Source organism: Delftia sp. DLF01, from assembly GCF_014852125.1.
Taxonomy (GTDB): domain Bacteria; phylum Pseudomonadota; class Gammaproteobacteria; order Burkholderiales; family Burkholderiaceae_C; genus Comamonas; species Comamonas acidovorans.
In genome coordinates this window covers 1,544,748-1,566,171 of record NZ_JACVAZ010000001.1, presented here as the reverse complement: position 1 = coordinate 1,566,171, position 21,424 = coordinate 1,544,748, and the positions used below count along the sequence as shown (strand labels likewise).

At 67.4% G+C, this 21,424-nt stretch carries 20 protein-coding genes; 9 read left to right on the top strand and 11 right to left on the bottom strand.

Going from position 1 to position 21,424, the window contains the following annotated elements; translation table 11 throughout:
• Positions 1-12: 12 nt before the first annotated feature.
• The 5 genes from IB269_RS06920 to IB269_RS06900 all read right to left on the bottom strand — a co-directional run bounded on the left by IB269_RS06920 (position 13) and on the right by IB269_RS06900 (position 4,835).
• On the bottom strand, positions 13-198 hold the full coding sequence (locus tag IB269_RS06920) for a hypothetical protein (RefSeq protein WP_084027362.1): 186 nt from the start codon (positions 196-198) through the stop codon (positions 13-15).
• A 64-nt stretch (positions 199-262) separates the two neighbouring features.
• Positions 263-1,072 (bottom strand): DUF2189 domain-containing protein, encoded by an 810-nt coding sequence (locus IB269_RS06915; RefSeq protein WP_088164523.1) that lies wholly within the window; start codon positions 1,070-1,072, stop codon positions 263-265.
• Positions 1,073-1,184: 112 nt separating this feature from the next.
• Positions 1,185-2,936: an alkaline phosphatase D family protein gene (locus tag IB269_RS06910; protein WP_192366735.1), complete on the bottom strand. Its 1,752-nt coding sequence runs from the start codon at positions 2,934-2,936 to the stop codon at positions 1,185-1,187.
• A gap of 98 nt (positions 2,937-3,034) precedes the next feature.
• Positions 3,035-4,264: a PLP-dependent transferase gene (locus IB269_RS06905; protein WP_013802177.1), complete on the bottom strand. Its 1,230-nt coding sequence runs from the start codon at positions 4,262-4,264 to the stop codon at positions 3,035-3,037.
• A 100-nt stretch (positions 4,265-4,364) separates the two neighbouring features.
• Positions 4,365-4,835, bottom strand: coding sequence for a BON domain-containing protein (locus IB269_RS06900; RefSeq protein ID WP_013802176.1), 471 nt, complete (start codon positions 4,833-4,835; stop codon positions 4,365-4,367).
• Between the two features lie 150 nt (positions 4,836-4,985).
• On the opposite strand from IB269_RS06900, the gene IB269_RS06895 reads away from it, so the two are divergent.
• The 4 genes from IB269_RS06895 (at position 4,986) to IB269_RS06880 (ending at position 9,258) form a co-directional block, all read left to right on the top strand.
• Positions 4,986-6,731 carry a SulP family inorganic anion transporter gene (locus IB269_RS06895; RefSeq protein ID WP_192366734.1) on the top strand — a complete coding sequence of 582 codons (1,746 nt, stop codon included), beginning with the start codon at positions 4,986-4,988 and terminating at the stop codon, positions 6,729-6,731.
• Positions 6,682-7,545, top strand: a complete 864-nt coding sequence (locus IB269_RS06890; protein ID WP_225613977.1) for a GGDEF domain-containing protein — start codon at positions 6,682-6,684, stop codon at positions 7,543-7,545. Before IB269_RS06895 ends, IB269_RS06890 begins: the two co-directional genes overlap by 50 nt.
• Positions 7,532-8,401 carry a MinD/ParA family protein gene (locus IB269_RS06885; protein ID WP_013802173.1) on the top strand — a complete coding sequence of 290 codons (870 nt, stop codon included), beginning with the start codon at positions 7,532-7,534 and terminating at the stop codon, positions 8,399-8,401. The genes IB269_RS06890 and IB269_RS06885 overlap by 14 nt, the downstream gene beginning before the upstream one ends.
• 65 nt (positions 8,402-8,466) lie before the next feature.
• On the top strand, positions 8,467-9,258 hold the full coding sequence (locus IB269_RS06880) for a sulfurtransferase (protein WP_192366733.1): 792 nt from the start codon (positions 8,467-8,469) through the stop codon (positions 9,256-9,258).
• On the opposite strand, the gene IB269_RS06875 is transcribed toward IB269_RS06880, so the two are convergent.
• From IB269_RS06875 to IB269_RS06865, 3 genes are all read right to left on the bottom strand, one after another.
• On the bottom strand, positions 9,255-9,809 hold the full coding sequence (locus tag IB269_RS06875; protein ID WP_043822976.1) for a flavodoxin family protein: 555 nt from the start codon (positions 9,807-9,809) through the stop codon (positions 9,255-9,257). The two genes, IB269_RS06880 and IB269_RS06875, sit on opposite strands and share 4 nt — an antisense overlap.
• 160 nt (positions 9,810-9,969) lie before the next feature.
• A complete protein-coding gene (locus IB269_RS06870; protein ID WP_192366732.1) occupies positions 9,970-10,377 on the bottom strand; it encodes a DoxX family protein in 408 nt (135 codons plus the stop codon).
• Positions 10,378-10,421: 44 nt separating this feature from the next.
• Complete coding sequence (locus IB269_RS06865; protein ID WP_034394356.1) at positions 10,422-11,123, bottom strand: pirin family protein; 702 nt, start codon at positions 11,121-11,123, stop codon at positions 10,422-10,424.
• A gap of 133 nt (positions 11,124-11,256) precedes the next feature.
• Here IB269_RS06865 and IB269_RS06860 point away from each other — a divergent pair, with 133 nt between their 5' ends.
• The 5 genes from IB269_RS06860 (at position 11,257) to IB269_RS06840 (ending at position 16,328) form a co-directional block, all read left to right on the top strand.
• Positions 11,257-12,195 carry a LysR family transcriptional regulator gene (locus IB269_RS06860; RefSeq protein ID WP_034394359.1) on the top strand — a complete coding sequence of 313 codons (939 nt, stop codon included), beginning with the start codon at positions 11,257-11,259 and terminating at the stop codon, positions 12,193-12,195.
• Positions 12,196-12,329: 134 nt separating this feature from the next.
• A complete protein-coding gene (locus IB269_RS06855) occupies positions 12,330-13,457 on the top strand; it encodes an NAD(P)/FAD-dependent oxidoreductase (RefSeq protein ID WP_071956090.1) in 1,128 nt (375 codons plus the stop codon).
• Positions 13,458-13,512: 55 nt separating this feature from the next.
• A complete protein-coding gene (gene gluQRS / locus IB269_RS06850; protein WP_192366731.1) occupies positions 13,513-14,451 on the top strand; it encodes a tRNA glutamyl-Q(34) synthetase GluQRS in 939 nt (312 codons plus the stop codon).
• Between the two features lie 64 nt (positions 14,452-14,515).
• The gene (gene trmB / locus IB269_RS06845) at positions 14,516-15,271 is read left to right on the top strand and encodes a tRNA (guanosine(46)-N7)-methyltransferase TrmB (protein ID WP_373765413.1); all 756 of its coding nucleotides are present in this window, start codon (positions 14,516-14,518) and stop codon (positions 15,269-15,271) included.
• Positions 15,272-15,305: 34 nt separating this feature from the next.
• Positions 15,306-16,328, top strand: a complete 1,023-nt coding sequence (locus IB269_RS06840; protein WP_013802165.1) for a GGDEF domain-containing protein — start codon at positions 15,306-15,308, stop codon at positions 16,326-16,328.
• 22 nt (positions 16,329-16,350) lie between these two features.
• Here the strand turns inward: IB269_RS06840 and IB269_RS06835 are convergent, their stop codons facing one another.
• The 3 genes from IB269_RS06835 to alaS all read right to left on the bottom strand — a co-directional run bounded on the left by IB269_RS06835 (position 16,351) and on the right by alaS (position 21,415).
• Complete coding sequence (locus IB269_RS06835; RefSeq protein WP_012205877.1) at positions 16,351-17,601, bottom strand: GGDEF domain-containing protein; 1,251 nt, start codon at positions 17,599-17,601, stop codon at positions 16,351-16,353.
• A 9-nt stretch (positions 17,602-17,610) separates the two neighbouring features.
• Positions 17,611-18,702 carry an ABC transporter substrate-binding protein gene (locus IB269_RS06830; RefSeq protein WP_013802163.1) on the bottom strand — a complete coding sequence of 364 codons (1,092 nt, stop codon included), beginning with the start codon at positions 18,700-18,702 and terminating at the stop codon, positions 17,611-17,613.
• A gap of 88 nt (positions 18,703-18,790) precedes the next feature.
• Complete coding sequence (gene alaS, locus IB269_RS06825; RefSeq protein ID WP_034394377.1) at positions 18,791-21,415, bottom strand: alanine--tRNA ligase; 2,625 nt, start codon at positions 21,413-21,415, stop codon at positions 18,791-18,793.
• Positions 21,416-21,424 lie beyond the last annotated feature (9 nt).

The following is a 21,424-nucleotide window of genomic DNA, read 5'->3' as shown; positions in this document are numbered from 1 at the left end:
GCAGGCAGGGTGTCAGTTGCTGCGGCCTTCCTCGCCGGGACGGGCTGCTGCAGGAGATGCCTGCGCATTACCTTCTGAGCCGCCGCCCTCATGGTCGTCGGGTCTTTTTTCAGCCTTGGCCTTCTCCTTCTCTAGCTTCTTCTGCTTCTTGGCCAGTTCGCGCTGGCGTTTTTCATAGGCGTAATTGGGTGTCGCCACAGGTGGACTCCTCTGTTGTTGCAAGCCCCACTGTAGCCGCAAGACGGGGCATGCCAGGAAAACCTCAGGATATGGTGGACGCAGGCACGGCGGAATCGCCCACGCTGCAACGGTATGCATGCCAACTGGCACAACCCAGCAAAGGCCCCACCAGCAGCAGGCCCGCGCCATACCACCACAGGGAAACCGCCACCAGTACGGTGATGATCGCGGCCCACTGCAGCATGACGGCCAGGTTCAGGCCGACCACGCGCATGCTGGTGATGCAGGCCGTGAGTGCGTCGCTGCCCCGGTCCAGCATGGCCGGCAGCGCCACCACCATGCTGGCGAACACCAGGGCCGCGAATGCGCCGCCGACCAGCAGGTAAATGGCCAGGAATTCCCAGTTCTCGGGCCGCGCCACGGCCTGCAGCATGCCGGCCGTGGTCGGCATGCCGGTATCGAAGAACACGGCAAAGACCACCATGGAGGCGCGCGCCCAGAGCATCTCCAGCACCAGCAGCACCATGACCAGCATGCCCATGCTGCCCATCTGCGTGTCCCAGCAGGTCAGCGAGCTGCTCAGTTGGGGCGGCAAGCCCCGCTCCAGCCTGCGGCTGGTGTCGTACAGGCCCATGGCCAGGAAGGGGCCGATAAGCAGGCAGCCGCTGGCCATGGCCATGCTGTATTCCGGGCTGGCGCGGAACACCCAGCCGATCAGCAGGGCCATGGCCCAGAAGCACAGGCCGTAGAACAGCGCCACGCCGGGCGCACGCCGCAGATCGCGCCAGCCCAGGGCCAGCCAGCGCCAGGGATCGGCCATGCGCAGCAGTTGCACCTGCAGCATGCCGGCCGGGTTGTCGGAAGCTTTCTCGGGAGCGGGGGATGCCTGCATGCCTGGACCTCCTGGATCAGCGAGTCCAAAGTTATCGCAGCCATGGCACTGCTGCCATGGCGGAAACTACCGAGGCCCGCCCAGACCCCCAGGTCTGTGCCCAAATCTGCACTCAGGCCTGAACCAGCTTGCCCGGCTGGCCGGGCAGCACCTTCCAGGCCGCATCGCGCACAGCCTGGTATTGGCGGCTGAACACGGTGTCCACGTAGATCCACTCGGCCTGGCAGGCCTGCGGCGTGGCCGTGACGATCATGTAGCCACGGCGCGAGGTATCGCAGTACTTGAGCGTGGAGATGAATTGCAGCAGCGCGCCACGCAGCTGGGCCGGGTCCTGGCCCGACAGGTATTCCTCGAAACCCGGCGAGCTGACGGACGAGGTGGCGAACTCCACGCCCACGGCCTGCCCGCTGCGGTCACGCAGTTCGCTGGCCCAGGCATTGTGGGTGTCGCCCGCCAGCACGACCAGGTTCTTGCCCAGGCTGCGCGCCGTGGCCAGCACGGTCTCGCGTGCCACGGCGTAGCCGTCCCAGGCATCGAGGTTGTAGGGGATGCTGGGCTGGGCCAGGATGGCCTTTTCCGCCGCCGTCAGGCTGGCCGGGTTCGCCTGCGCCTTGGCCAGCAGCGCCGCGTAGACCGGCAGCGAGACACCGCTGCCGGGGCTGAGGATGTCCATCAGCAAGGGCGCCGGCAGCTCCATGCGCCCCATCAGGACCTGCTGGCCCAGCACCTGCCAGGTGGCCTGCGAGGCTGCCAGCTGCTGGCCCAGCCACTGGGTCTGGGTGGCGCCCATGAGCTGGCGCGCAGGATTGGCCATGTCGGAGGTGAAGCGTGCCGCGTCCAGGCCCTGGGCGGTGAAGTAGTCGGCGTAGTCCAGTTGTTTGTCGCGGCCGATGACGCGCGTGTCCAGCATGTGCAGCGCCAGCAGGTCGCCGAAGGCGAAGCTGCGGTAGATGATCTCCGGCTGCGCGTTGCGCGTGGGCATCCACTCGTGATAGGCCTTGAGCGCTGCCACCTTGCGCAGTTCGAAATCGCCCTCGGTGGCCGGCTGGTGGTTTTCGGCGCCGTGCATCCAGGTGTCGTTGGAGATTTCGTGGTCATCCCAGACGGCGATCATGGGCGCCGCCGCATGCAGGGCCTGCAGGTCGGCATCGCTCTTGTACTGGGCATGGCGCTGGCGGTAGTCGGCCAGGCTGACGATTTCGTTGGCCGGCAGACTCTGGCGCTGCATGGCTTCGGCCTTGCCATTGGCATAGCCTCCGCGTGCGTACTCATAGATGTAGTCGCCCAGGTGCACGGTGGCATCCAGGTCGCCCTGGCGCGCGGCATGCGCGTAGACATTGAAGTAGCCCGCCGGGTAGTTGGCGCAGGAGAACACGGCCAGCTTGACCTGCTGCACCGCGCCCACGGGCAGGGTGCGCGTACGGCCCGTGGCGCTGGTCATGCCCTGGCAGCGAAAGCGGTAGTGGTAGCGCGTGGCCGGCTTGAGGCCCGTGGCGTCGGCCTTGAAGGTGAAGTCCTGGGTGGCGCGCGCCATGGCCTTGCCCGACACCACGATGGTCTTGAAGTCGGCGTCCGAGGCCAGCTCCCACTCCACCTCGATATCGCTGGAATGGCCCTGGGGCGGCGTCACGCGGGTCCAGAGGATGACGCGGTCGCTCAACGGGTCGCCGCTGGCCACGCCGTGGCGGAACTCGACGGGAATGCTGCTGTCGCCATCGGAGCCGCCGCAGCCGGCCAGTGGCAGCGCCAGAGCCGATGCGCCCATGCCGCGCACGAAATGGCGGCGGCTGGCCACGATGCCGGACCCATTGGACGCGGTTTTCGCGTGCTGCAGGATATTGGTGATGCTCTCTTTGTGCTTCATGCTGGACCAGGGCCTGGAGGCCCCCGTGGGATGGTATGAAGCCAACGAGCATCGGTGCTGCCGGTGACAGGCGCATGTCACCGGCGCCTGGCGCTCAACTATGCGAACGCGGCGGCCAGGGCCTGCTCCAGGTCGGCACGCAGGTCCTGCACAGCCTCCAGGCCGATGGCAAAGCGCACCACGGTGCCGCTGCGCAGCTGGGGCGTGGGGCAGCTGCGCATGGACGGCAGCTCATAGGGCACGACCAGGCTGATGGGGCCGCCCCAGCTGTAGCCGATCTTGAACAGGCGCAGGCTGTCGCAGAAGCGGTCCACGGCCTGCTGGCCGTGGCGCGGGTCGATGACCACGCTGAACAGGCCGGCCGCCACGCCCTCGCCGCCGCCGGCGGCTCCGCACAGGGCCTTCCAGTTCTCGTGGCCCGGAGCGCCCTCGAGCGCGGGATGCAGCACCTGGACCACGGCCGGCTGCTGCTGCAGCCAGCGCGCCAGCTCGCGCGCGGCGCGGTCCTGTGCGTGGTAGCGCAGCGCAATGCTGGGCAGCGAGCGCAGCACGGCCTCGGTGTCGTTGCCGCCCACGCCCAGGCCCAGGCGCATATGGGCCAGCTTGATGCGCATGTGCAGCGCCTGGTCGCGCGTGATGATGCTGCCCATGAGCACATCGCCACCGCCGCTGGGGTACTTGGTCAGCGCATGGACGGTGGCGTCCACGCCCAGGCTGTGCGAGCCGTCGCCCAGCAGGTCGAAGGGATTGAAGGCCAGGCCCGCACCCCAGGTGTTGTCCAGCACTGTGGTGATGCCGCGCGCGCGGCACAGGCGCACCATGGCGATGAGGTCAGGGAACTCCATGGTCACCGAGCCAGGCGCCTCCAGCCAGACCAAACGCGTCTTGGGCGTGATTTTGGCTTCGAGGTCGGCAACATCCATGGCGTCGTAGCACTGGTGGCGCACGCCGAAATGGGCCAGCTCGCCCTCGCTCAGGGTCTTGTTGGGACCGTAGGCGTTGTCGGGCAGCAGCATCTCGTCGCCGGTGCGCAGCAGGGCCAGGGAGGTGGTGGCGATGGCCGCCAGGCCGCTGGGCACCAGCAGGCATTGCAGGCCGCCTTCCAGCGCGCTCAGGCGCTCTTCCAGCAAGAACGTGGTGGGCGTGCCGTGCAGGCCGTAGGTGTAGCTGCTCTTGTCCAGCCACTGGCGGCGGCGCATGGCCGCCACGTTCTCGAAGATCACCGTCGAGGCCTTGTGCACCGGCGGCTGCGGCGCGACAAAGCCTTCGGGCGGCTGGTAGGGATGGTGGATGAGATGGGTGCTGATCTGCAGGTCGGGTGTGCTCATGCAGCGCATCTTATGCGCTGGGCCACGGCGTTCAGGCATAAAAAAACCAGGCGGACGAAGCGCCTGGTTTTCATTGGGGGAGCAAAGCCGGTGGCTGCGATCAGCTGGCCTTGATCTCCAGCATGTTGCTGACGTTGTTCACGCCCTTGACGGCCTTGGCAATGTCGCCGGCGCGCATCTTGAGCGCATCGCTGGGCACCGAGCCGGTCAGCGTGACGGCGCCGGCTTTGGTGTCCACGTCGATCTTGAGCGCGGAGATATCGGGTTCCTTGATCAGGTCGGCCTTGATCTGGGCGGTGATGCCTGCATCGTCGAGCGCGGCGCCTGCCTGGCTCATGGCGTTGTTGGTGGCCGTTTCGGCCTTCATCGCGCCTTCCTCGATCTTGGTGCCGGCGCTGCTCATGGCGTTGTCGATCTTCTGGCCTGCGCTTTGCGCGGCCTGCTGGGACTGCTGGACGGCGGAGTCGAGCTTCTGACCGGCAGTGTCTTCGGTCTTGCCGCATGCGGCGAGGCCGAAGGCCAGGGCGGACACGGCGAGGATGTGGCAGCAGCGTTGGGTGATGAAAGTCATGCGGTTACTCCTTGAATAGTTGTGAGGCGGTCAACACAGGCCTCGACTTTATTTATGGCCCTGGGACAAACCCATACGACGCCGACGCAAGCGCCTGTAGGACAAGCCCGAACATCCCGGCACCATCCAGTTAGCATGACAATAGCGGCCATGCATTCCCTGGCGCGCTGGTTTCCCTTCCTGGCATGGCCCAAACCCTCGGCAGCCGTGCTGCGCGGGGAGTTCTGGGCAGGTCTCACCGTTGGTCTGATGCTTCTGCCCCAGGGCGTGGCCTATGCAGCGCTTGCCGGCATGCCGCTGATCACCGGCATTTACGCCTCCATCGTCCCTGCCCTGGTGGCCGTGATGTTCAGCGGCTCGCCGCGCCTGGGTGTGGGGCCCACGGCCTTGAGTGCCCTGCTGATCGGCGCCTCCCTCACGGGCCTGGCCGAGCCCGGCTCCGCGCACTGGGTGGCCCTGGCCGCCTGGATGGCGATTTTGTCGGGCCTGGTGCAGTGGTCGCTGGGCCTGATGCGCGCCGGCTGGCTGCTCAACCTGGTGACCTCGCCCGTGCTCACGGGTTTCACACAGGCGGCAGCGCTGCTGATCCTGGCCTCGCAGTTGCCCACCCTGCTGGGACTGCGTTCGACCTGGAGCGCGGTCTGGAACACGCCTTCGCTGCAGCTTTTCGACTGGCAGTCCATCCTCTACGGCATTGCCAGCATTGCGCTGCTGGTGCTGGCCAAGCGCTGGCGCGCGGCCTTTCCCTCGGCCATCTTCATCATTGCGCTGACCGGCCTGATCAGCTGGGCCACGGACTTTGCCGATGACGGTGGTGCCGTGGTCGGCCACCTGCCGGCAGGCCTGCCCAGCTTCCAGTTGCCGGGATTGCTGAGCTGGGACGAGTTCGGCGCCCTGGTGATGCCGGTGCTGGTGATCTCGCTGGTGAGCTTTCTGGAGACGGCCTCCAGCGCCCAGGTGGAGCATCAGCAGGCCGGCACGCGCTGGAACGAGAACCAGGACCTGGTCGCCCAGGGACTGTCCAAGATCAGCGCGGGCCTGTTCGGCAGCTTTGCCACCAGCGCCTCGTTCTCGCGCTCGGCCGTGAACCTGCTGGCCGGCGCCAAGACGGGCTGGTCCAACGTGTTCTCCATCCTGCTGGTGGTCATCGTGGTGCTTTGGTTCATCCCGGCGCTGTACCACGTGCCCAAGGCGGCGCTGGCGGCCATCGTGATCACGGCCGTGGTCAACCTGGTCAAGCCGCGCGTGCTGCTGCAGTTGTTCAAGGTGTCGCGCGTGGAGGGCAGCATTGCGCTGGCCACGCTGCTGCTGACCATCGTCACGGCGCCGCGCATGTACTGGGGCGTGTTCGCGGGCATTGTGCTGAGCCTGGGCTACTTCCTCTACCAGCGCCTGCATCCGCGCATCATCGAAGTGGGCCAGCATCCCGACGGCAGCCTGCGCGACCGCAACCTCTGGCAACTGCCGCCGCTGGCGCCGGGCCTGCTGGCCCTGCGCATGGATGCCGAGCTGGACTTCGGCTCGGCCTCGGCCCTGGAGCGTCGTATCGGTGACGAATGGGCGCTGCGCCCGGAGACACACCATCTGTGCCTGCTGGCCCAGCCCATCAACCGCATCGACGTGACGGGCGTGGAGACCTTCGTGCGCCTGCAACTGCTGGCGGCCAAGCGCAGCGGCGTGCTGCATGTGGTGGGCCTGAAGCTGCCGGCCGAACAGGTGCTGCTGCGGGCGGGCGCCCTGCACCGCGGACCGCATCTGCGGCTGTACCGCACCGATGCGGAATTCCTCGCCTCCCTTGCCCTGCCGCCTTTCTTGCCTGCACCAGGATCAACATCTGTTACCACCGATGGCGCAAAAGTCGATGCCGGCGCGGCGACAATCGAGCCTACACACTGATACACTTCACTGGCTTTTCATTCAGCCCTCCGTGACTGCCCCCGCATCCCACCAATCCGTATACCTGCGCGACCTGCGCCTGGCCACAGCCCACGCGCTGGTTACCCACGCTGGTGGGGCGGTCCATCTGCCCACGGATTCGCCGACGCGATATCTGCAGGCGCTGATCGATGAACTGTGCTCGCTGTCGCTGCGCGACCCGCTCACGGGGCTGGCCAACCGCCGCCATTTCCGCACCATTGCCGAGCGCGAGATCGACCGCGTGGCGCGGTCTGGCGAAGCGGCCCTGATGCTGATGCTGGACATCGACCATTTCAAGCAGATCAACGACCAGCACGGCCATATCGTGGGCGACCGGGTTCTGCAGTCGGTGGCCCGTACCCTGACCAATTGCGTGCGCCCCATGGACACGCTGGCCCGCTACGGAGGAGAGGAATTCGCCATCGTGCTGCCCGCCTGCCCTGCGACCTTCGGTGTCTCCGTGGCCGAACGCATACGCAGCGCCATCGAGCGCATGCCGGTCGTCATCTCACCCACGCTGACACTGCAGATCACCATCAGCATCGGCGGCGCATATGCGCTGCAGTGGATACGCAGCACCACAACCTTGTGGACCGAGCGTGCCGACAAACAGTTGTACCTGGCCAAATCTGCCGGCCGCAACCGCGTGCACATTGAAGAACAACCTGACAGTACGGTAAGCGCGGAGGAAAAAAGCCTGCTTTTCGGACCTTTGTATGCCCCGTCCCCGTTTGACAATGGGCTGAATCCAGATATTGCAACCGATGTGGACCCCGAAGATGGACTCCGCTGATAGCCAGGTGGTAAGCGACAACGCCATTCCCCACCCCTCCCTGCCCGCTGCCGTTCCGATGAGCGATGCCGTGCGCGCCAAGCCGCGCGGACACATCATCGCCGTGACCAGCGGCAAGGGCGGCGTGGGCAAGACCTTCGTTTCGGCCAATCTGGCCGCAGCGCTGACACGCCATGGCCTCAAGGTCCTGGTGCTTGACGCCGACCTGGGTCTGGCCAACCTGGATGTGGTGCTCAACCTCTACCCCAAGGTCACGCTGCACGATGTATTCACCGGCCGTTCCTCGCTGGAGGAAGCCATCCTGCCCGCGCCCGGCGGCTACTCGGTGCTGCTGGCCGGCTCCGGGATGATCGAGTACTCGCGGCTCACGCCCGAGATCCGCCAGCAGTTCACGCACACCATCGAGACACTGGCCCCGCGCTACGACATCGTGCTGCTGGACACCGGCGCAGGCATCTCGGACGTGGTGCTGTTCTCCGTGTCCATGGCCACCGAGGTGCTGGTCATCGCCACGCCCGAGCCCACCTCGCTGACCGATGCCTATGCAGCCATCAAGGTGCTGGCCATCCAGCAAAAGCGCCAGCAGATCCGCCTGGCCATCAACCAGGCGGCACGCCCCGGAGATGGCCGCGCCATCACGGGTCAGCTGCAGCAGGTGCTCAACCGCTTTGTCAACACGGCCTCCGGCGAGCCATTGCGGCTCACGCACCTCGGCGATATTCCGTCCGACCCGGCCGTGCGCGAGGCGGTGATGCGCCGCCAGTTGCTGCTGCAATCCATGCCCGGCGCACCGGCTTCGCTGGCAGTGGCCCAGCTGGCCAATAAAATCAAGGCCCTGCTGGTGTCGGGCGGCTGATCGGGCCGCCTCTCGCCGGCGCCCCGATCCAATCCGCGGCCTGTGCCGCACCCGCCTGCCTGCCCGTGTCCGACATCCTCAATATTTCCTGCTACAAGTTCACGCCGCTGCCCGATGCAGCGGCGCTGCGCGACACCCTGGCCGAACGCGCCCAGACCCTGGCGCTCAAGGGCACCATCCTCCTGGCCGAGGAAGGCATCAACTTCTTCCTGGCCGGCCCCGCCCAGGCGGTTCACAGCTTCGTTGACCAGTTGCGCGCCGATGAGCGCTTTGCCGACCTGGCCCCCAAGGAAAGCTGGTCCGACACCGTGCCGTTTCGCAAGATGCTGGTCAAGGTCAAGCGCGAGATCATCCGCATGGACCACCCCACCATCCGCCCGGCAGAGGGCCGCGCGCCATCGGTCAGCCCCGCCACGCTGCGCCGCTGGCTCGAACAGGGCCACGATGACGAGGGCCGCGAGGTGGTGACGCTGGACACGCGCAACGACTTCGAGGTCGATGCCGGCGCCTTCAAGGACACCATCGACTGGCGCATCACCAAGTTCACCGAATTCCCGCCCGCGCTGCGCGCCCACAAGGCCGAGCTGGCCGACAAGACCGTGGTCAGCTACTGCACGGGCGGCATACGCTGCGAGAAGGCCGCCATCCTGATGCGGGACGAGGGCCTGGAGCATGTCTACCAGCTGGAAGGCGGCATCCTCAAGTACTTCGAGGAAACCGACGGCGCCTTCTATGACGGCGGCTGCTTCGTCTTTGACGAGCGCCGGGCCGTGGGTGCAGACCTGGCCATCACGCCCTTGGCTCCGGCAGAGCCGCTGGAGCCGATACAGCCCACAAGCCCGCCAGGCAAGGCTTAGGCCTTCAGTCGCAGCGCCTGCTGCGCCACGCGCTCGCCGAACACGCGCGCCGTCTCCAGGTCGCCCGGCAGCATCTCGGCGGCCGAGGCATCCGAGGCCGATTGCGCCATGGCACCGCTGAAGGCGCCTATCCAGTTGAGGTCATTGCGCTGCGCGGCGCGCGCGTTGGACGGCAGCATGCCGCTGCCCACCCACAGGCCGCCATGCTGCATGGCCAGCTGGAACAGGTAATCCAGCGTGGTCTGCTTGTTGCCGTTGACGCTGGCACTGTTGGTGAAGCCGGCGAACAGCTTGTCCTTCCAGGCCTGCACGAACCACGGCTTGGAAGAGGCATCGGCAAAGCGCTTGAACTGCCAGCTCGGCCCGCCCATGTAGGTGGGCGATCCAAAGATGATGGCGTCTGCCGCCGCCAGCAACTCCCAGCCACCCGCAGGCAGCTGGCCGTCGCTGTCGATCGACAGCATGCGTGCGCCTGCGCCGTCGGCCACGGCCTGGGCCATGCGCTGGGTGTGTCCGTAACCCGAGTGGTAGACCACCACGATATCTGCCATACAAGAAATCCAATCCTCAGACGCCCTGCGCAGCCACAGGCCAGCCAGCGCCGCATTCATCAATCCATCCACGCCAAAGGGCCCCGCAGCGCTGCTGCGGGGCCCACTCAAGACAGTAGCCTAACAAAAATCAGGGCATGGCCAACGATGCCCGACCCACTCAATGGCGGTGCGCATCCACGCTCCAGCCGCCGGCACCGTGGGCGGCAAAGCCCAGCAGGCCGCCAGTCACGGCGATGTTCTTCCAGAACAGCAGCTGCTGCATCATGGCCGCGTCGGCCGGCACGCTCCAGTAGGCGTGAAAGAAGAAGCTGGCCACCAGCGTGAAGAACGCCAGCACCAGGGCCGCCCAGCGCGTGCACCAGCCCAGCAGCAAGGCCAGGCCGCCGACGATCTCCACCACCAGGGCAATGGCCACGCCGATCTGCGGCATGGGCATGCCTACCGATGCGGCATAGCCCACGGTCCCGGCGAAGCCTCCGATTTTCTGAAAGCCCGCAGGCACGAACATCAGCGCGATCAGGATGCGGCCGGCCAGCGCCAGCGGGTTGCTCAGACGGTTCAACATGATGGGTACTCCTCGTGAATCTTCAGAGCGTGCTGTGCACGCTCTTAGGCTTGCAGATCGAACACCAGGACCTCGGACTGTTCCCCGTCGTGCAGGCGCAGTCGCGGTTCATTCTCCACAAGGGCCGCATCGCCCGTTGTCAGCCGTTGCCCATTGACGCTCAGCGCGCCGCGCACCAGGTGCACATAGGTCTTGCGGCCGGCGGGCAGTTCCAGCTCGGCCTGCTCATCGCCGTCGAACAGCCCGGCATACAGCCGGGCATCGGCATGGACGCTGACCGAGCCCTCGGCGCCATCGGGCGAGGCCACCAGGCGCAGCCGGCCGCGCTTTTCCTCGTCGGCAAAGGCTTTTTGCGCATAGCCGGGCGCTATGCCCGTCTCGCTGGGCAGCAGCCAGATCTGCAGGAAATGCGTGGTCTGGCCCGGCGCATGGTTGTGCTCGCTGTGGACCACGCCCGAGCCGGCGCTCATGCGCTGCACCTCGCCGGGCGAGATGGTCTGCTCGTTGCCCATGCTGTCCTTGTGCGAGAGCCGGCCTTCGAGCACGTAGCTGATGATCTCCATGTCCTTGTGGCCATGGGAGCCGAAGCCCGTGCCCGGGGCGATGTGGTCCTCGTTGATCACGCGCAGGTTGCCAAAGCCCATGTGGCGCGGATCGTGGTAGCCCGCAAACGAGAAGCTGTGGTGCGAGCGCAGCCAGCCATGGTCGGCATGGCCGCGTTCCCGGGATTTGCGCAGGGCGATCATGTTTTTGTCCCTTTCCAACGTGTCAGATCTTCGAAACTCTTGCGTCGATGGCTCCACTGTAGAAGCCGCTGCCGCAGGCAAGGCGCAGCAGGATTGATGGCATCATTCAAAGCTTTTGAAGCCATAACGCCCCATGCCCAGCCCCCGTGACGTGCTCACCCCCGACAGCCTGGCCATGCTCCAGGCCATTGCCGAGGCCGGCAGCTTTGCCGCCGCTGCACGCCAGCTGGGCCTGGTGCCCAGTGCCCTGACCTACCGTGTGCGCCAGATCGAAGATGCGCTGGACGTGCTGCTGTTCGACCGCCGCTCGCGCCACGCCCAGCCCACCGAGGCCGGCCGGGAGCTGCTGCGCGAGGGGGTGCGCCTGCTGCATGAGATCGACACCGTGGCCCACCGCGTGCGCCGCGTAGCCACGGGCTGGGAGCCGCACCTGACCATCGTGGTCGATGGTGCCGTGGCGCGCACGCCGATGCTGGAGCTGGTCGAGGCCTTCTACGCCATGCAGCCACCCACGCGGCTGAAGCTGCGCGACGGCATCCTCACCGGCACGCTGGAGACGCTGACCTCGGGCCGCGCCGACCTGGCCATCGGCGTGGCCGTCAACTCCAGCAACGTGGCGGGCCTGCAGGCCTGCGAGCTGGGCGAGCTGGACTTTGTCTTTGCCGTGGCGCCCCACCATCCGCTGGCCACGGCGCCCGAGCCCATCACCGACGCCACCTTGCTGCAGCACCGCATCATCGCCGTGGCCGATTCAGGCCTGCGTGACAGCGCCAGCATGGGCCTGCTCAGCGGCCAGGACATCTTCACCGTGGACTCCATGCAGGCCAAGATCGAGGCCCAGGTGCGCGGCATAGGCTGCGGCTTCCTGCCCCATTTCATGGCCGATGTGTATGTGCAGGCCGGCCTGCTGGTGACGCGCCAGGTCGCCCGGCCCTCGCGCAACGTGCGCATGCACTACGCATGGTCCTGCCCGCCGCAGCAGGTTCCGCCGCGCGCGCTGCAGTGGTGGCTGCAGCAGTTGGAGAGCCCCGCCACGCGCCGCGCTCTCATGGAAAATCATCACCGACATTGAGCTGGCGCACGCCGCCGGGCGGTCTTCGCGGGTGTAGAGTGGTTACAGGTCCCGGCCTGCCACGCCACTGCGGTGGAGCAGGCCGGAAAGGACATGCTTCCCGGAATCTGCCACTGCCCGCAAAGGTCTGCTCCATGAACGCTTCCCGCGCTGCCTCCAAGTCCACGGTCAAGAAAAAGGCCACCAAGCCCCCCGAAGCCTCCAAGGCGCGCCCCAAGGCCGGCGCACGCCGCATTGCCGTGATTGGCGCCGGCATGGCGGGCCTGGCCTGCGCACGCACGCTGATGCAGGCCGGCCACGATGTCCATGTCTACGAGCGGCTGCCCCAGGTGGGCGGGCGCATGCGCTCTGTCAACGCCGCGCATGGCGCCTTCGACATCGGCGCGCAGTATTTCACCGTGCGCGACAAGCGCTTCGAGCTGGCCCTGCAGACCGTGCCAGGCCTGTGCCGCCCCTGGAGCGTGAGCACGCTGCGCGTGCTGGATGCGCAGGGCCGCCAGTCCAGCGCCGCCCCCGCACCCACCGAAGCCCATTGGGTGGCCACGCCCGACATGCAGGCCCTGCCGCTGGCCTGGGCCGCGCCGCTGTGGGATGCCGACCGCCTGCACCTCGGCCAGCGCGTGACCAAGCTCGAACGCCAGCCCGGATCGCAGGGCTGGAGCCTGCATGTGGAGACGACCGAGCCGACCACGCAGATCCGCGCAGGCTTCGATGAAGTGATACTCGCCCTGCCCGCGCCCCAGGCGCGCCAGTTGCTGCAGACCACGCCCCTGGCCCTGTCGCTGGTGCAGGGCATGGCGGCAGTGGAAATGGCGCCCTGCTGGGCGCTGACGCTGTCCTACCCCATGGCCACCGAGGCCGGCCTGTCCACCCTGGGACCGCAGTGGAATGCGGCCCGCACCACGCATGAGCGCGCGGTCTGGGTGGCACGAGAATCCTCCAAGCCGGGCCGCTCCCAAAGCGAACGCTGGACCGTGCTGGCCAGCCCCCAATGGTCGCAGGAGCACCGCGCCGACGACGCCCCGCGCGTGCTGGCCAAGATGCAGAAGGCATTTGGCGAGATCACGCGCATCCGCATCCCTCCCCGCCATGCCAGCGTCTACCTCTGGCCCCATGCGCAGACCCTGTCGCCGCTGGGCCGCAGCCATTTGCGCAACAAGGATGCGGGCCTGGGCCTGTGCGGCGACTGGTGCATTGGCCGCCGCGTGGAGGATGCCTTTGTCTCAGGGCTGGAAATGGCCCTGGCGTTGGTTGCAGACTGAACCAGGCCACCAGGTCCTGGCAGGGGGCGGCGCAAGGCCTTAACATCCGGCCCCGATGATTCCCGCCGCCCCTGAATCCGCCGAAACCGGCTCCGCACCCGCCCCATCCCCGTATGTCGGCCGCTTTGCGCCCTCACCCACGGGCCTGCTGCATGCCGGCTCCCTGGTGGCGGCGCTGGCCAGCTGGCTGGATGCACGCGCCCATGGCGGCCGCTGGCTGGTGCGCATCGAGGACATAGACCCTCCGCGCTGCCAGCCCGGTGCCGACACCGCCATCCTGAACCAGCTTGCCACCTGCGGCCTGCTGCCGGATGAAGAGCCCGTCTGGCAGTCCCGCCGCCACACCTTCTACGAAAGCGCACTGGAGCGGCTCAAGGCCGGCGGCCTGGCCTATCCCTGCGGCTGCACGCGCAAGGACATCGAGGCAGCCTGGGAAAACCTGGGCTGGGCCCATGAGCGTCATGTGGAGCGGCCCTACCCCGGCACCTGCCGCGACGGCCTGCACGGCAAGAGCGCCCGGGCCTGGCGCTTTGCGCTGGACCGCTTCACCCGCCACGACCCCGTGCTGCACTGGCAGGACCGCCGCTTGGGCGCCCAGCAGCAGGATGTGATCCACGGCGTGGGCGACTTTGTCCTGCGCCGGGCCGACGGCCTGTGGGCCTACCAGCTCGCCGTGGTCGTCGATGACGGCCTGCAGGGCATCACCCATGTGGTGCGCGGCGCCGACCTCGCCGACAATACGCCCCGCCAGATGCTGCTGCAGCGCGCCCTGGGCATAGATCACCCGCAGTATCTGCACACGCCGCTGGTGCTCATGCCCGACGGCGAAAAGCTTTCCAAGCAGCACGGCGCCCCTGCACTGGACCTGAGCGCCCCCGTGACCGCGCTGCGCACCGCAGCCGCCCATCTGGGACTGCCCCAGCCATCACCCCAGGCCGCATTGGGCGAAGCGCTGCAGTTCTGGGTCAGGGGCTGGCGCCATACATACAATTGAGCCCGTGAACCCAATTTCTTCCCCCCAAGCCGAGCAGTCCATGGACGGCGATACCCCGAACACCATGTCCGCTGCCCCCGGTGCGCCGCACGATTCCTCTTCGCCCTCCACACCTGCGGCCGCCCGTACCGGCCAGCCGCCCGAGGGCGTGGCCCATCCCAAGACCATCAAGAGCTATGTGCGCCGCGCCGGCCGCACCACGACAGGCCAGGCCAAGGCCTTCGAGGAGCTGGGGCCGCGCTTCGTGCTGAACTACCAGGCCGCGCCGCTGGACGCCTCGGCCACCTATGGCCGCCAGGCCCCCCTGATCCTGGAGATCGGCTTCGGCATGGGCGAGGCCACGGCGCACATCGCGCGCGTGCGCCCCGATGACAACTTCCTGTGCTGCGAGGTGCACGAGCCCGGCGTGGGCGCCCTGCTCAAGCGCATTGGCGAGCAGGACATCTCCAACATCCGCATCCTGCAGCACGACGCCGTCGAAGTCATCGACAACATGCTGCCCGAGGCCAGCCTGGACGGCATCCACATCTTCTTCCCCGATCCCTGGCACAAGAAAAAGCACAACAAGCGCCGCCTGATCCAGGAGCCTCTGGTGGCCAAGCTGGCACGGCGGCTGCGTCCCGGTGGCTACATCCACTGCGCCACCGACTGGGAGCCCTATGCGGTGCAGATGCTGGAGGTGCTGGGCGCGGAACCCCTGCTGGCCAACACGGCCGAAGGCTATGCCGCCAAGCCCGACTACCGGCCGCTGACCAAGTTCGAGAACCGTGGCATCCGCCTGGGCCACGGTGTGTGGGATCTGGTGTTTGAGCGCCGCTGAGCCGGTCGCGCCCTCTTCCAATACAAGGCCTCGCATGCAGCCATTGCTACAGAATCTGGTCGAGATGACGGCCCACAGGGACCATCTGCGATTGGAAATCTCGGTGCTGTCCACCCTGTTCAAGCTCAATGGCGTGGTGCAGGTGCGGGCGCTGGAGCTGTTCGCCATGCCCGACGGCAGGCACTGCGTGCGTGCGCGCACCTGGAGCCAGGGCGATCAGGTCATGTCCACCGATGCCGAGGCCCTGTACGACCCGCAAAGCGTGGAGCTGGCCTCCATGCCCGCGCTGCAGCAGGCGCTGCAGCAGCGCGCCCTCATCGCCTCGGCCGTGCAGCCCGATGGCCAGCACGTGCTGTGGCTGCCGCTGTGGCGCCAGGAGACGGCCTACCACTGCCTGGAGATCACGCAGTCCACGGCCTTCTCGCCCAGCCGGCTCGATGTGATCCAGGGCATCTTCGGCGTCTATCACAACTACCAGAGCCTGCTGGACTACAGCGAACGCGATGCGCTGACCGGCCTGCTCAACCGCAAGACCTTCGACGAGCAGTTCCTGCGCCTGTCGCTGCAGGAGGCGCCGATGGCCATGCCGGGCGTGGCCACGGAAGACGTTCCCGGCCAGTGGCTGGCCGCCATCGACATCGACCATTTCAAGCGCATCAACGACCGCTTTGGCCACCTGTATGGCGACGAGGTGCTGATCCTGGTCGCCAACATCCTGCGCAGCTGCTTCGACGCCAAGGACCGTGTGTTCCGCTTCGGCGGCGAGGAATTCGTGGTGCTGCTGCGCTCGGTCAGCCTGGTCAATGCCCGCAAGGCGCTGGAGCGCCTGCGCCACGACGTAGAGAGCTACGAGTTCCCCCAGGTCGGCCGCATCACCGTGAGCACGGGCTTTGCCGCCATGGGCACGGGCGCACCCGTGGAGGTGCTGGGCCATGCCGACCAGGCCCTCTACCACGCCAAGGAGCACGGCCGCAACCAGACCTGGTACTACGGTGATCTGATCACCCAGGGGCTGCTGGCACCCCAGGTGAACAGCAACGACATCGAACTGTTCTGAGCCGGCCCTGGCGCCGTGCCGTTCAGGTGAGGCCGGCCACGCGCACGCAGTCGCGCCCGGCGTGCTTGGCCTCGTAGAGCATGGCATCGGCGCGCTGCAGCAGTTCCTGCGCGCTCTCGGCACCCTGCAGTTGCGCCACGCCAAAGCTGGCCGTCGCCGCCAGCTCCAGGCCATGGACCTGTATGGGCGTGGAGCGTATGGCCTCGCGCAGCTGCCCGGCCAGCGCCCAGGCCTGGGCCGCAGCCACACCGGGCATCACGATCAGGAACTCCTCCCCGCCATAGCGCGCCATCCATTGCGCCGAAGGCTCCCGCTCCAGTGCGTGCCGGCAACGCAGCGCCACCTCGCGCAGCACGGCATCGCCTGCGGCATGGCCGTGCCTGTCATTGACCTGCTTGAAGCGGTCCACGTCCACGAACATCACGCTCAGGGCCGCACCCAGGCGCTGGCCCTGGGCGACCTCGGAGGCCAGGCGCTCGTCCATGGCGCGGCGGTTGAGGCATCCGGTGAGCGCATCGGTCAGCGACATGCGCTTGACCTCTTCCACCAGTTCCTCCAGCTGGGCCGTGCGCTGGGCCACCAGCAGGTCCAGATGCTCGATGTGGCCGCGCAGGTCATGCTGCAACTGGCCAAAGCCCTGCACCACCATGTCGATCTCGTCGCGCTGCCCGCGCCGCGCCCGCTCCAGCACCAAGGGCCTCGACAACTCATTGGGCTTGAGGTTGGCCGCAAAGCCCGCAATCTGCTGCAGCGGCTGGCGCAGCTCCCTGCGCATCACCCAGGCCACCATCAGGCAGACCAGGGCCGTGAACAGCGCATAGCCCAGCAGCACGCGCAGCGTGGAGTCGCGCAGCACCTCCAGGTAGTGGCCCCGGTTCTCCCAGACCTGCAGTTCGCCCAGCGGCAGGCTGGACTGGCTGTGACGGGGTGCCGGAATGAGCATGGACACGGCAGGCGCGCGGCCATCCCTGGGCTCGCCCGCCTCGTACATCTCGCCCGTGGAGGTGACGCGCAGCTGCACATGCCCCACCAGGGGCAGCTTGCCCAGCCACTGCACCTGCTCGCGCACCAGGGCCGGCTCGATGTCCCACAGCGCGGCGGACAGCGAGATCATGCTGTTGGCCACCAGCGTCTCCATGGAGCGGCGAAACTCCTGCTGCCCCTTGCGGTACTCCCACCAGGCGTGGGCGCCGCCAAACACCAGCATGCAGGCCACGGCCAGCAGCATGATGCGCAGGATCAGCAGGGAGGCGATCGAACGGAAGCGGGGCATGGAAGGCGCTCAGCGCAGCAGGTGCTTGAGCTCGAATCCGTAGCGCCGCAGCCGGGGATTGAGGTGCTTGCTGTAGCTGCGAAAGTCCAGAGGGGCCAGCGGCGCGCTGATCCTGTGCTCGTAGCGGTCGATCTGGGACTTGTCCAGCAGCGTGAACATGGGCCGCACCTGCTCCAGCCCTTCGGAGGCGAAATCGGTGCCGTGCGCATGGTCGTAGAGCATGACCAGGGCCCAGGCACCGGTCAGGAAATGGCCGCCCGCCAGTGCCGACAGCTCGCCCGTGCGCAGCGCCGTCATGGCGGCGGCCGATGAATTGATGGCGCTGAAGAAGGCGTCACGCCCCGGCGAGCCGCCCCGTGCGCGCCAGGCCTGCATGGCGCCAAAGGCCATCTCGTCGTTGCCCGCCCAGACCAGGCGCACCTCGGGATAGCGCTGGAACAGCACGGCCGCCTGCTGCTCGGCGCGTTCGCGGCGCCATTCGCCAAAGACTTCCTGCTGCAGCACCACGTCGCTGGCCTCGGCCGCCGCACGGCGCATGCCGGCATTGCGCTCCACCGAGGAGGGCGTGGAGCGGTCCCCGGCAATGGCCACCATGTGCAGCCGGCCATCGGCCGCACGCGCCTGGCCCGATGCCCGCGCAGCGGCGAACAGTGACTTGGCGGTCAGGTAGCCGGCCTCCTCGGCGCCCGGCTCCAGGCTGCCCAGCCAGTGGCGATAGCGCTCTCGCGCCACGCCGGTCTGGCCGCGCAATGTCTCGGGCACGCCGCTGAAGGCCATGAAGCTGTCGATGCCTGCGGCCTCCAGCGTGCGCAGGATTTCAGGCGCCACGCTGTAGTCGTTGGTAAACATCACGTAGCGGGGACGCTGCGCCTTGGGCAAGGCGGCAATCTGGCGCGCAATCTCGATGGGGCGCAGGTGGTCGCGCTGGGCATAGCGGACCTGCAGCTGCATGCCCAGGCTGCTGGCCGCGTCCTGCATGGCCTCGCTGACCGTGGTCCAGTAGCGCTCATCGGACCGGCCGGGGTTGATGAAGACCACGCTTTGCGCGGCGGCAGCGGCCGATTGCGCCAGCACGCCCATCACCCAGGCCATGTAGGTCATACGCAGCGCCCACGGCAAGACGCCCCGGTGGAGTCCACCGGGGCGTCCCGAAGAAGGGGCAGCAGGAATCATCTGCCGCGCAGCTGGGTCAGACGCGCTCTGCCACCCAGGCCTGCACACCGGCCAGCGCCGCGGGCAGGCCCGAAGCGTCCGTGCCGCCGGCCATGGCCATGTCGGGCTTGCCGCCGCCCTTGCCGCCGACCTGGCTGGCCACGAAGTTCACCAGATCGCCAGCCTTGATGCGCGAGGTCTCGGCCTTGGTCACGCCTGCGGCCAGTTGCACCTTGTCGCCATCGACGGCGGCCAGCACGATGGCTGCGGCGCCCAGCTTGTCCTTGAGCTTGTCCATGGTGTCGCGCAGGGTCTTGGCATCGGCGCCTTCGAGCCTGGCGGCCAGCACCTTGATGCCCTTGACGTCCACAGCCTGGCCGGCCAGCTCGTCGCCCTGGCTGGAAGCGAGCTTGCCCTTGAGCGCAGCCACTTCCTTCTCCAGCGCGCGGATCTGCTCCAGCGCACCGCCGATGCGGGTGTTCAGCTCGGCCGTCGGCGCCTTCAGCGCGGCGGCGGCCTGGTCCACCGTGGATTCCAGCGATTGCAGGTAGGCCAGCGCGTTCTCGCCGGTCACCGCCTCAATGCGGCGCACACCAGCGGCCACGCCGCCTTCGCCCACCACCTTGAACAGGCCGATGTCGCCCGTGCGCTGCACGTGGGTGCCGCCGCACAGTTCGCGGCTGCTGCCGATGTCCAGCACGCGCACGGAGTCGCCGTACTTCTCGCCGAACAGCATCATGGCGCCCGTGGCCTTGGCCGATTCGATGTCCATCACGCGCGCATCGGTGGGCGTGTTGGCCAGGATCTCGGCGTTCACGCGGCGTTCGATCTCGCGGATCTCTTCAGCGGTCACGGGCTGGTTGTGGGCAAAGTCGAAGCGCGTGCGCTCGGCGTTGACCAGCGAGCCCTTTTGCTGCACGTGGTCGCCCAGCACTTCGCGCAGGGCCTTGTGCATGATGTGAGTGACCGAGTGGTTGCGCATGGTGGCGGCACGCAGTTGCGTGTCCACCTCGGCCTGCACGGCATCGCCCACCTTGAGGCTGCCGGACTCCAGCACGCCGTGGTGGCCGAACACATCGGCCTTGATCTTGAGCGTGTCCTCGACCGCAAAGCGTGCGCCCGTGGTGCTGATCACACCCTGGTCGCCCACCTGGCCGCCGGACTCGGCGTAGAAAGGCGTGGTGTCGAGCACGACCACGCCGCTCTGGCCGGCCTTGAGTTCCTGCACGGCGCTGCCTTCGGCATACAGTGCCACCACCTTGGCGGCCTCGGCCAGCTTCTGGTAGCCCGTGAAGGCGTTGGCATCGCCCGTGTATTCCAGGGCGCGGTCCATCTTGAACTTGCCTGCTGCGCGGGCCTTGTTCTTCTGCTCTTCCATGGCGGTCTGGAAGCCCGCCTCGTCCACGCTCAGGCCGCGCTCGCGGCAGACGTCGTTGGTCAGGTCCAGGGGGAAGCCGTAGGTGTCGTGCAGCTTGAAGGCCACGTCGCCGGGCAGCACCTTGGCGCCACCGGCCAGCGCCGCGTCCAGGATTTCCATGCCGTTGGCCAGGGTCTCGAAGAAGCGCTCTTCCTCGACCCGCAGCACTTCGGTGATGCGCGCTTCCTGCTCGCGGATCTTGGGATAGGCATCGCCCATCACGGCCACCAGGTCCTTGACCAGCTTGTGGAAGAACGGGGTCTTCTGGCCCAGCTTGTAGCCGTGGCGGATGGCGCGGCGCACGATGCGGCGCTGCACGTAGCCGCGGCCTTCGTTGGAGGGAATCACGCCATCGGCCACCAGGAAGGCGGTGGCGCGGATGTGGTCGGCGATCACCTTGAGCGAGGGGGTCTCGATGTCAGCGATGTGCGTCTCGCGCGCAGCGGCCTTGATCAGCGCCTGGAACAGGTCGATCTCGTAGTTGCTGTGCACATGCTGCAGGATGGCGGCCAGGCGCTCCAGGCCCATGCCGGTGTCCACGCAGGGCGCGGGCAGTGGCTTGACGTTGCCCTGCTCGTCCATGTCGAACTGCATGAACACGTTGTTCCAGATTTCGATGAAGCGGTCGCCGTCTTCGTCAGGGCTGCCCGGAGGGCCGCCGGCCACGTGCGCGCCGTGGTCGTAGAAGATTTCCGAGCAGGGGCCGCAGGGGCCGGTGTCGGCCATCATCCAGAAGTTGTCGCTCTTGTAGCGGCCGCCCTTGTTGTCGCCGATGCGGATCACGCGCTCGGGCGGCAGGCCGATTTCCTTGGTCCAGATGTCGTAGGCCTCGTCGTCCTCGGCGTAGACCGTGGCCAGCAGGCGTTCCTTGGGCAGCTTGTAGACCTCGGTCAGCAGCTCCCAGGCCCACTTGAGCGACTCGCGCTTGAAGTAGTCGCCGAAGGACCAGTTGCCCAGCATCTCGAAGAAGGTGTGATGGCGGGCCGTGTAGCCCACGTTTTCCAGATCGTTGTGCTTGCCGCCTGCGCGCAGGCAGGTCTGCACCGAGGTGGCGCGCTTGTAGGGGCGCTTGTCGGTGCCCAGGAACACGTCCTTGAACTGGACCATGCCCGAGTTGGTGAACATCAGCGTCGGATCGTTGCCGGGCACCAGGGGGCTCGACTCCACGATGGTGTGGCCCTTGGATGCGAAAAAGTCCAGAAAGCTCTTGCGAATGTCGGCAACGGTGAAAGTGGGTGTGCTCATGGTGTCTAG